Source organism: Zhenhengia yiwuensis (assembly GCF_014384995.1).
Taxonomy (GTDB): domain Bacteria; phylum Bacillota; class Clostridia; order Lachnospirales; family Cellulosilyticaceae; genus Zhenhengia; species Zhenhengia yiwuensis.
The window spans coordinates 1-8,920 of the sequence record NZ_JACRSY010000060.1 but is presented as its reverse complement, the minus strand read 5'-3'; the positions used below and the strand labels follow the sequence as shown (position 1 = coordinate 8,920).

Genomic DNA, 8,920 nt, shown 5'->3' with positions numbered 1-8,920 from the left:
GTCCTTGATGTTTATTATTCAGATGCAACCTCGGCAGTAGCAGAGCCTAAAATAGCTAAAATGCTATCAGAAAATCAAGTAAGGCAGGCTCGAATTGAAAGTAATGGTGCAGGTGATGTGATTTGTAGAAACATAAAGAGGATATTAAGAGAAGACTTTAATTATGTTTGCAATATAGATTCATTCCATCAATCGGTCAATAAAGAGAGCAAGATATTAAGTCAAGATATGTGGGTTATGAATAACTTATTATTTCCCACAGACTGGGATACAAGATGGAAGAGTTTTTATGGGGCTATGTCAATGTTCTTGGCTAACTTTAAAGAGAATGAACATGATGATGCACCAGATTGTTGTAGTGAAATTGCCTTGTTATTCAATAAGGGTAATAAAGTTAAAGTCATGAAGAAGCCAAGAGGATTATAGGAGGTGAGTAAGTTGTTTAAGTATAAAATGCCTAAAGGCACCGAAATGACACCTAAGTTAATAGAGAGTCTTATGGAAAGTCATAAAGCCGAGAAAACGAGGGTTATGCAGCTCTTTGAATACTATGAGAATCATAACAGTATTTTAAATCGTAAGATGAAAGATAGTGATAAGCCTAATAATAAATTACCGCATCCCTATGCTGCCTATATTACGAATTTAGCTACAGGGTATTTTGTAGGGGAGCCTATTACTTATACAGTAGAGGCAGATGAACAGGCTCAAAAGTTTTATGATGAACTTCAGAGTATCAATAAGTATAACGATGAGCCTAAACATAATGCTACCTTGGCTAAGTATGCAAGTATAGCTGGTTATAGTTTTGAGTTGCTCTATACAGATACAAGCAAGAAAACACGGTATAAAGCAATCAAGCCCTATGAAGTCGTATATATTGTGGATAGCACACTTGAAGAAGCACCATTGTATGCAATACGTTATTATGATTTAAAGAACTTTGAAACAGGTAAAAGTGATACATATGTAGAAGTATATGGACAAAAAGAAGTGACTTATTACGTTAAGCGTGATGGTGAAGATAATCTAATAAAGACAACAGATTCAGTAGAACATCATTTTAATGATGTACCAGTATGTATCTATGAAAATAATGAAGAAGGTATTGGTGATTTTGAAAAGGTTATACATCTTATCAATTCTTATGACCAAGCTCAATCGGATACAGCGAATGATTTCGAATATTTTACAGATGCTTATCTTGCGTTTTATGGTACTGAGGGGCCAGTAGATTCTAATGATAATGAAGATGTTGATATGAAAGAAAATAGGATGTTAATCTTTCCAGAGAATGGCAGTAAGGCTGAATGGCTTATTAAGAATATTAACGATACAGCCACAGAGAATTATAAAAATCGCCTTGATAGAGATATTCATAAATTCTCAATGGTCCCACCTATGACAGATGAAAACTTTGCTGGCAATGTGTCTGGTGAAGCTATGAAGTATAAGCTATTGGGCCTTGAGACTTTAACAGGCTTTAAAGAGCAATCTTTTAGAATGGGATTAGCAAGAAGAAATGAGTTGATTGCTAACACTTTATCATTTAAAAATCAAGTTATTAATAAGAATTTGCCAACTTATGATTACACTGTGATTGAACCTGTATTTACACGTAATATCCCTAAAAATAATAAAGAACTTGTAGAAATGTTTAATAACCTATCTCAAGATGTTTCACATGAGACAAGATTAACATTACTGAGTGATATTGTTCCAGACCCTAAAGCTGAAATAGAAAAGCTCAAGAAAGAAGAAGAGAAAGAGATTCAAAAAGGTGTTACGTATCCAGAGCAAGAAGGTGATATAGATGGCCAAGAGCAGTGAGTATTGGAAGAAGCGTCTTGAAAATATAGCAACTACTCAAAACAAAAGGGCAGATGACTATATAGAAACCTTAGAGTTGCAGTACAAAAAAGCTATGGCAAGTATACAAAGGGATTTAGAAGTCTTCTATGCCAGGTATGCTAATGCTGAAGGTGTAGATATGGCTACAGCTAGAAAGCTATTATCAAAAGCTGAAAAAGAAATGTGGGAAGTATCTCTTGAAGAGTATCGAAAAATGGCGCTGGATGAAGAGTTTATCGACCAAATAGAAAGTATGTATAGTAAGAGTAGGGTAAGTAGATTAAAAGCCTTAGAGATGCAAATAAGAGCACAATTAGAAACATTGTATAGTGACCTTAATACTGAATTAGGAGCATTGCTAACAGATACTTTTGCTGATACATATTATCAAACAGTCTATGAAATTCAGAAGGGTACTGGAATAGGTACCAATTTTGCCCTATTCAATGAAGATGCAGTAAAAAAGATTGTATCAAAGCCATGGAAATGGGGGCACTTTAGCAGTACAGTTTGGAATAATAAAGATTTATTACTTGGAGAGCTTGAGACAGCATTATCCCAAGCTTTTATACGTGGAGATCGTATAGATAAGGTAATCAAGACATTTTATAAGAAGATGGGAGTAGGTTATAGTAGAGCAGCTAATATTATTCAAACAGAACACGCATACATAGCAGGAGAAGCAACTTTTAAAGGATATGAAGAGACAGGTGTTGAAGAGTATGAATACTTAGCAACACTCGATACTCGAACATCTCAAATTTGCAGAGATATGGATGGGAAGACATTTAAGCTCAGTGAGAAGGTTGTGTGGCTAAACTATCCACCACTACATTGTAGATGTAGAAGTACGACAGTCCCATATTTTGGGGATGAAGAATCCTATGGTAAACGTATAGCTAGAGACCATGAAGGTAAAGTTTATTATGTGCCAGAGGATATGAAGTATCATGAATGGTATGATAAATATGTTAAAGGTAATCCGGATGAGTTGTTAGCAGAGAAGAAACACAAAAATAGACATGCTGATAAAAAACAGTATGAAAACTATAAGAAAGTCTTAGGTAAAGAAGTTCCTAGGTCTCTTGATGAGTTCCAAGAGTTGAAGTATACTGATGATAAGAAGTGGAAAGGGTTAAAAGATAAATTCAAGGTTGAAAATGTATTCAATAAAATTGTTCAAGAGTCGGCTAACTTACATATTAAAGGGATTCCTATTAAAAACATACAAAGAATTAACATAGAGCAATTTGAATATGCAGAAGCTCATATTAATAGTGAGCGATTACATGGGGTTACCAAATCCATGGCTCAACAATTTATAAATGAGGCCCAAGTAGCATATAGCAGATGGAATGGACAGGTTACAGTTTATGTATCTAAAAAGGGTTGTTCAGTTGTAAATCTAAACACCAAGACAGTAAGCACTGCCTATAGAAGTGAAGAATATGATGAAAAGTTTAAAAAGATATTGGAGGTTGTAGACAATGATAAAATGTCCGATTCTTAATCATGAAATAGATATTGGAGAATGTGTAACAATTGTAGATGTTTGTGACGGATGTCTAAAGGAAAGTGCATTAACAGACAATATTACAGAAGTAGAAAATTGGAAAGAAATTTGTAGAGCATGCCAATACCATGAAAATTAAAATAGCACCTTACTTAGAAAATGAGTAGGTGCTATTTTTATACCCCAAATTAAGGAGGAGTTACAATGAGTGAAGTAGTAGGACAAAAAGACTTTATATCATACGAAAATAGTATAGTGGTTAATATCGATGACATTATAGGAAAAACACCAACTGAAGTAATGCGTGCATTAGATAGCCTATTAGAACAAAAATATTCGAAGAATGGAAATGACATAATTTCTGAACTTAAAATATTAAAAAAAGAAAATGAAATTCTTCAGTGTCAAAATGAAGAGTTAAAATTTAGGCTTAAAGAAGCACAAGAGCACGATGAAAAAAGATTAGAAATGATGGAATTAAAAGATACAGCTGAACAGTTAGTAGCTATCATTAGACAGCGTTACGATTCACATACAAGTATTATTGTACAGTCTGACGGAATCAAAGTGGTTCAAGATATGATGTATATCCCATTAAAATAGATAAATTGAGTATAGGAGGAAGCTGATTATATGAAAGATATTGTTAGTATAGTGGTAGAATGCATGGAAGAAGCAGAAGACAAGGGAATAGCAAAAGAAAAGTTTGTTAGAAAGTTGATAGATGAACTTAGTAAAGTACAAGATAAAGAACTGATTAACTATTTTGAAGAAGCATACTTTGAAAAAAGTAGTGGTAAAACAAAGGTTATATTATCGTATCCTACAAAAGAATTCTGTCCTAAAGTATGTTGTAGTGGAGAAGTTGATATTGATACTATTGCGAAAAAGCTTGCTGAAAAAATAGAGCAAGAAATGGCTTCATTCAAAGGATTTTTTGAGGAAGATGAAAAGCAGGTAGAGGATAAACCTACATATATACTCATTTATGAGTGTGGAAAAGAAATCAAGCAAGAGAGAATAGTAGTAGAATCACTAGAAGAAGCGATGGATATTATTACAGAGTTAGATTTTGCAGGATTTCACACTGTAGGTGGAAAAGCTATTTATATCAAAACTGACAATATCGTTGAAATTAGAGAGTATGATGATAAACAAGATGAGCTAGTTAAGCTAACTCCAGAAGTAAAAATCAAATTACCTAATGAAAAAGATGAATATAAGTTATCCAAAGAAGAAATGGCTTTTATACTTGCAAGTATTTTAAAATAGAGGTGAAAATAATGAAGATATTTAAAATAGATACTCGATTGAAGTTCATTTCTATTAATGTTAATGATAAAACCTATATTATTACATTTAGAATAGGATTATTTAAAGGTATTTATGATATAGAAGTCAGCACAAGCGAGCGCAAAGGACCACAATGTGGTAGTCCTGGAAGTATACCAGAACTACCTAAATTGTTATGTTTTGAAATAACCCGAAGGGTTAAAAGGATTCGCAATAAGATATTCCATAATCGGTCAAGCTACAAATAGCCATTCCAATAGCTTGTCCGTGAATATCTAGTATACCTTCATCTTCGAGATGAGATAAAAGGGAACGCATAATTTTATCGGCTGCAAAGTTTTGATAATACAAAGTTGTTTTAGTGACTCCTTTTTGGTAGTTCTTATAACATTCATATAAAACTTGTTGTTCTAGGCTCATAATAATCACCTCACTTTTGTTTTATATTTCAGCTTGGCAGAGCTGATATAGGTATTATATCAATCCAAAATTAATACTCAAAAACATAATATTGAAGATTATGTAATGAATAACAGGCACTCTTAACAGGGTGCTTTTTATATGCCCTGAAATAAGGCATTAAACTGTTTCAAGTAAAAATACATAATGAACTTCATAGAGGGCTTAAATGAACTCACAGAAGGGCATAGGAGGTATAGAAATGAAATTAAATAAGAAAGCTTTACAGTTTAACTTGCAATTTTTTGCAGAACCAGGAGAAGGAGATCCAGCAACACAACAGCCACCAACAACAGAGTCTACATCACCAAGTGAGCAACAGGAAAAGACTTACACAGAACAAGAATTTCAATCAGAAATTGATAGACGTGTAACACAGGCTTTAAAAACTTCTCAAGAGAAGTGGGAGAAAGAGTATCAGCAGAAGTTAGAGGCAGAAAAACAAGAGGCTGAACGTCTTGCAAAGCTTAGTGCAGCAGAAAGAGAAAAGGCTGTCTTTGAGAAACAAAAAGAAGAGTTTGAGAAGCAAAAACGTGAGTTTGAAAGAGAGCGCCTTACAAATCAAACACTTAAGACATTAGCAGCAGAAGACTTACCTAGTGAATTTTGTGACATGATTATGGCTGGTGTAGAGAAAGCGGAAGACATTATGGCCAACATTAATATTTTTAAAAAGGTATTTTCAGATGCAGTGGAAAAAAGATTGGCTGAAAGAACACAAACAACGATTCCAGGAGCTGGGGAACAACAAAAACCAAATGCAGATGACCCGTTCTTAAAAGGATTAGGGTTATAAGAAAAGGAGAGATACATAATGAAAGCAAAATTAAAATTTAACCTTCAATTTTTGCAACAATTGATTATGCAGCAAAATACGCAACGCAGGTAGATGAGAGATTCAAAGAATTAGCAAAAACAGAAGACTTAGTTAATCATGACTATGATTTTGTAGGAGCTAAGACAGTAAATGTTTATAGCATAAGCACATCAGCTATGACAGACTATACAAGAAGTGGTAGTAACCGTTATGGAACACCAACAGAACTTGATGCATCAGCGCAAGAGATGACTATGAGAAAGGATAGATCATTTACATTTACTATTGATAAAATGAATGAAGATGAGACTGCAGGTGCGCTTAATGCGGCCAAAGCTTTAGCAAGACAGATTAAAGAAGTAGTTGTCCCAGAAATTGATACTTATCGTTTAGCAGAAATTGCAACAAATGCAGGGGTTAAGAAAGAAGTCGTATTAACAGCTGAAAATATTTACGATGAGATTACAACAGCTACAGAAGTGTTAGATGATAAAGAAGTTCCAATAGAAGGGCGTGTACTCGTAGTTAATCCAACAACTTATAAACTCATGAAGCAATCAAAAGCTATCGTATTAGATACAGAAGTTGGTGCTGATATGAGATTAAAGGGTGTTGTGGCTATGTTAGATGGTATGCCAGTCAAAAAGGTACCTTCTTCTAGGTTAGGTGAAAAAGTTAATTTTATTATTACACACCAATCCGCTACAGTAGGACCAGTTAAGTTAGCTGAGTATAAAATTCATACCGATGTACCAGGTATTTCAGGCTCATTGGTTGAAGGGCGTGTTTACTATGATGCATTTATCTTAAAAAACAAAGCAGGTTCTATTTATGCATGTAAGGTGCCAGCCGATCCCTTTTAATGCTACTCTGGAAGTAGCAGTCTTAGATGACACAGATGGTAATCAAGAAAATTATTCATTAGTATCTGTCTCTTATGAAACAATGAAAATTACAGAGCTAAAAGCTTTGTGTAAGGAGAAAGGGATAGAAGGCTATTCTTCAATGACAAAAAGTGAACTCATTAAAGTATTAGAGGCTACTCAGTAATGAGTGGCCTTTTTGGGAAGGAGGGATTGTATTGAAAGAACTTATTGATAAGCTACTTAAAAGTGTTAAAGCGAGATTAACAATTCAAGAAGAAGATACAAGTCAAGATGCCTTAATCAAAGAAGAAATTGAAGATTTAGTAGTAGAAGTATTAGAATACTGTAGTTTAAAAGAACTACCGAGAGCTTTGGAGCCTTTTGTAAAGAGAAAGGTTGTAGCTTATATCAAAAGTGGTGCAACTGGTGTTATAGGTGAATGGGATGAAGAAGTTAAATCTGTCTCTAGAGGTGATACGACTATCAACATGCTCACGACAAAAGAGCGCTTGACTGTTGAAGATGTACAGATTTTGGACAAGTTTAAGGATAAAAGGGTTAGGGTGATGTAAGTAATGAATACCAGCCTACAAAGAAAAATCTTAGAAAAAACTTATGAAGCGATTTGTACCATTAAGAATATGAAAAGCATAAAGGTAGATGGAGAAACAACGACTCAAGAAACCATTGTTGTTGAAAATCAGCCATGTGCTTTATCACATAGTTCAAACGCTCATGCGAAGCAAGGCTCTGTTCATGCAGAAGCCAGTCAAACGGTTAAGTTATTTTTAGCACCAGAGGTAGAAGTTAAACCGGGAAGTAAGATAACAGTTGTGCAACATGGCAGAACCTATAAGCTTGAAGCGAGTGGTTTGCCAGCAGTCTATTCTACACATCAAGAAATCAATCTTATTGAAACAGGTAAAGCATAATGGCCAAGTGGGGTAAGATGGATTATAAAGCTTTTGAAAAGATGGCTAAGAACTTTGAAGAAGCTGTTAAGAATGAAGTCGGTCAACAACTTATAGAAGCTATCTTGAAAGAAGTTGGTAATAAGGTACTCGCTAAAACTAAAAAAAGAACACCTGTAGGTGATTATGGAACCTATGAATACACGCTTAAAACGGGAAAGAATAAAGGCAAAAACGTCAAAAGAGCTAAGGCAAGATATGATGGGCATGTAGGTGGCACACTACGAAAAGGTTGGTACATTACAGGCGTAAGGAAGAATGGTAATACGCACTTTATCCTTATCTATAACAACGTAGAATACGCATCCTTTGTTGAGTATGGACACCGTAAACGTAATAATAAAGGTTGGGTAGAGGGGCGCTTTATGCTGACGATTTCTATGAAAGAGGTTGAACGTTCTATGCAGCAAATAGCAGATAAACATACGATACAAGTCCTAAAACAACTGTTTAACTAGGAGGTGGATGATGCTTGATATAAGGCAAGAAGTTATTAAACAGTTAGATGGGTTATATCCCGATATACCTATCTATGGTGAATCAGTCCCACAAGGTTTTGAAGAGCCAAGCTTTTTTGTAAAGGTATTGGATGGCTCAAGAGCGCAACAATTAGATAGACGCTATATCCATGAAGTGAGTATAGATATCCATTACTTTGCAACAAGCAATAAGGATGCTGAAGAGATGGCTAACAATCTTTATGAGCAAATGGAAGTATTAGAAGCCATTAAAATAAAGGGTAAAAACATGAAGCATGAGGTATCGGATAGGGTACTTCATTTTTTTATTGATTATAAAGTGCATTTAATGAAAGAGGCGAAGCAATATCCAAAGATGAACCGATTGGAGGAACATGTTTATGGAAAGTAAATTTACAAAAGATCAGTTCTTAGATAGTAAACAATTCGAACAAGAAGAACGTTATATTTTAGAGGTGTTGCTAGAAGCAAACAAAACATACACCATGAAAGAAGTTAAAGAATTATTAAAAAAGGAAAAGAAAAGGAAGGTGAGATAATGGCGGGAGGTACATTTACTGTTCAGAACAAGGTAAGACCAGGTGCATACATCAACTTTAAAAGTGCAGGTAAGCCACTTGGTACTTTAGCTGATAGAGGGATTATGACAATGCCTTTAGCCTTAAAATGGG

General features: G+C 34.5%; 15 protein-coding genes. 14 read left to right on the top strand and 1 reads right to left on the bottom strand.

The annotated features are described in order from the left end of the window. The 6 genes from terL to H8718_RS18970 all read left to right on the top strand — a co-directional run. The coding region (gene terL, locus H8718_RS18995) for a phage terminase large subunit (RefSeq protein WP_249334561.1) at nt 1-426 on the top strand (426 nt) is incomplete at its 5' end. A gap of 12 nt (nt 427-438) precedes the next feature. Further along, nucleotides 439-1,830: a phage portal protein gene (locus tag H8718_RS18990; protein WP_249334558.1), complete on the top strand. Its 1,392-nt coding sequence runs from the start codon at nt 439-441 to the stop codon at nt 1,828-1,830. Continuing rightward, entirely contained in the window at nt 1,814-3,361 is a 1,548-nt protein-coding gene (locus tag H8718_RS18985) for a minor capsid protein (protein ID WP_249334556.1), read from the top strand. The genes H8718_RS18990 and H8718_RS18985 overlap by 17 nt, the downstream gene beginning before the upstream one ends. After that, nucleotides 3,339-3,503, top strand: a complete 165-nt coding sequence (locus tag H8718_RS18980) for a hypothetical protein (RefSeq protein WP_249334555.1) — start codon at nt 3,339-3,341, stop codon at nt 3,501-3,503. The genes H8718_RS18985 and H8718_RS18980 overlap by 23 nt, the downstream gene beginning before the upstream one ends. A 65-nt stretch (nt 3,504-3,568) precedes the next feature. Then, nucleotides 3,569-3,967: a hypothetical protein gene (locus H8718_RS18975; protein ID WP_249334553.1), complete on the top strand. Its 399-nt coding sequence runs from the start codon at nt 3,569-3,571 to the stop codon at nt 3,965-3,967. Between the two features lie 30 nt (nt 3,968-3,997). Continuing rightward, a complete protein-coding gene (locus H8718_RS18970; RefSeq protein WP_249334552.1) occupies nt 3,998-4,636 on the top strand; it encodes a hypothetical protein in 639 nt (212 codons plus the stop codon). 219 nt (nt 4,637-4,855) lie between these two features. Here H8718_RS18970 and H8718_RS18965 read toward each other — a convergent pair whose 3' ends face one another. Further along, complete coding sequence (locus H8718_RS18965) at nt 4,856-5,077, bottom strand: hypothetical protein (RefSeq protein ID WP_249334551.1); 222 nt, start codon at nt 5,075-5,077, stop codon at nt 4,856-4,858. A gap of 241 nt (nt 5,078-5,318) precedes the next feature. Here H8718_RS18965 and H8718_RS18960 point away from each other — a divergent pair, with 241 nt between their 5' ends. From H8718_RS18960 to H8718_RS18925, 8 genes are all read left to right on the top strand, one after another. Beyond that, nucleotides 5,319-5,912, top strand: coding sequence for a DUF4355 domain-containing protein (locus H8718_RS18960; RefSeq protein ID WP_249334550.1), 594 nt, complete (start codon nt 5,319-5,321; stop codon nt 5,910-5,912). Between the two features lie 197 nt (nt 5,913-6,109). Beyond that, nucleotides 6,110-6,796, top strand: a complete 687-nt coding sequence (locus H8718_RS18955; protein ID WP_249334549.1) for a P22 phage major capsid protein family protein — start codon at nt 6,110-6,112, stop codon at nt 6,794-6,796. After that, nucleotides 6,765-6,983, top strand: coding sequence for a Rho termination factor N-terminal domain-containing protein (locus H8718_RS18950; protein ID WP_249334548.1), 219 nt, complete (start codon nt 6,765-6,767; stop codon nt 6,981-6,983). Before H8718_RS18955 ends, H8718_RS18950 begins: the two co-directional genes overlap by 32 nt. 31 nt (nt 6,984-7,014) lie before the next feature. Beyond that, nucleotides 7,015-7,371, top strand: a complete 357-nt coding sequence (locus tag H8718_RS18945) for a head-tail connector protein (RefSeq protein WP_249334547.1) — start codon at nt 7,015-7,017, stop codon at nt 7,369-7,371. 3 nt (nt 7,372-7,374) lie between these two features. Continuing rightward, a complete protein-coding gene (locus tag H8718_RS18940; RefSeq protein ID WP_249334544.1) occupies nt 7,375-7,731 on the top strand; it encodes a hypothetical protein in 357 nt (118 codons plus the stop codon). A 17-nt stretch (nt 7,732-7,748) separates the two neighbouring features. Further along, on the top strand, nt 7,749-8,228 hold the full coding sequence (locus tag H8718_RS18935; protein WP_249334542.1) for an HK97 gp10 family phage protein: 480 nt from the start codon (nt 7,749-7,751) through the stop codon (nt 8,226-8,228). Nucleotides 8,229-8,238: 10 nt separating this feature from the next. Continuing rightward, nucleotides 8,239-8,640: a phage tail terminator family protein gene (locus tag H8718_RS18930; RefSeq protein ID WP_249334540.1), complete on the top strand. Its 402-nt coding sequence runs from the start codon at nt 8,239-8,241 to the stop codon at nt 8,638-8,640. Beyond that, entirely contained in the window at nt 8,630-8,788 is a 159-nt protein-coding gene (locus tag H8718_RS18925) for a hypothetical protein (RefSeq protein ID WP_249334538.1), read from the top strand. The genes H8718_RS18930 and H8718_RS18925 overlap by 11 nt, the downstream gene beginning before the upstream one ends. The last annotated feature ends 132 nt before the right edge of the window (nt 8,789-8,920 follow it).

Coding starts and splice junctions, on each gene's coding strand:
- H8718_RS18970 (WP_249334552.1), top strand. CDS start 3,998: ATGAAAGATATTGTTAGTATAGTGGTAGAATGCATGGAAGAAGCAGAA.
- H8718_RS18950 (WP_249334548.1), top strand. CDS start 6,765: ATGCATGTAAGGTGCCAGCCGATCCCTTTTAATGCTACTCTGGAAGTA.
- H8718_RS18935 (WP_249334542.1), top strand. CDS start 7,749: ATGGATTATAAAGCTTTTGAAAAGATGGCTAAGAACTTTGAAGAAGCT.
- H8718_RS18930 (WP_249334540.1), top strand. CDS start 8,239: ATGCTTGATATAAGGCAAGAAGTTATTAAACAGTTAGATGGGTTATAT.
- H8718_RS18960 (WP_249334550.1), top strand. CDS start 5,319: ATGAAATTAAATAAGAAAGCTTTACAGTTTAACTTGCAATTTTTTGCA.
- H8718_RS18965 (WP_249334551.1), bottom strand. CDS start 5,077: ATGAGCCTAGAACAACAAGTTTTATATGAATGTTATAAGAACTACCAA.
- H8718_RS18925 (WP_249334538.1), top strand. CDS start 8,630: ATGGAAAGTAAATTTACAAAAGATCAGTTCTTAGATAGTAAACAATTC.
- H8718_RS18955 (WP_249334549.1), top strand. CDS start 6,110: ATGACAGACTATACAAGAAGTGGTAGTAACCGTTATGGAACACCAACA.
- H8718_RS18980 (WP_249334555.1), top strand. CDS start 3,339: ATGATAAAATGTCCGATTCTTAATCATGAAATAGATATTGGAGAATGT.
- H8718_RS18940 (WP_249334544.1), top strand. CDS start 7,375: ATGAATACCAGCCTACAAAGAAAAATCTTAGAAAAAACTTATGAAGCG.
- H8718_RS18985 (WP_249334556.1), top strand. CDS start 1,814: ATGGCCAAGAGCAGTGAGTATTGGAAGAAGCGTCTTGAAAATATAGCA.
- H8718_RS18975 (WP_249334553.1), top strand. CDS start 3,569: ATGAGTGAAGTAGTAGGACAAAAAGACTTTATATCATACGAAAATAGT.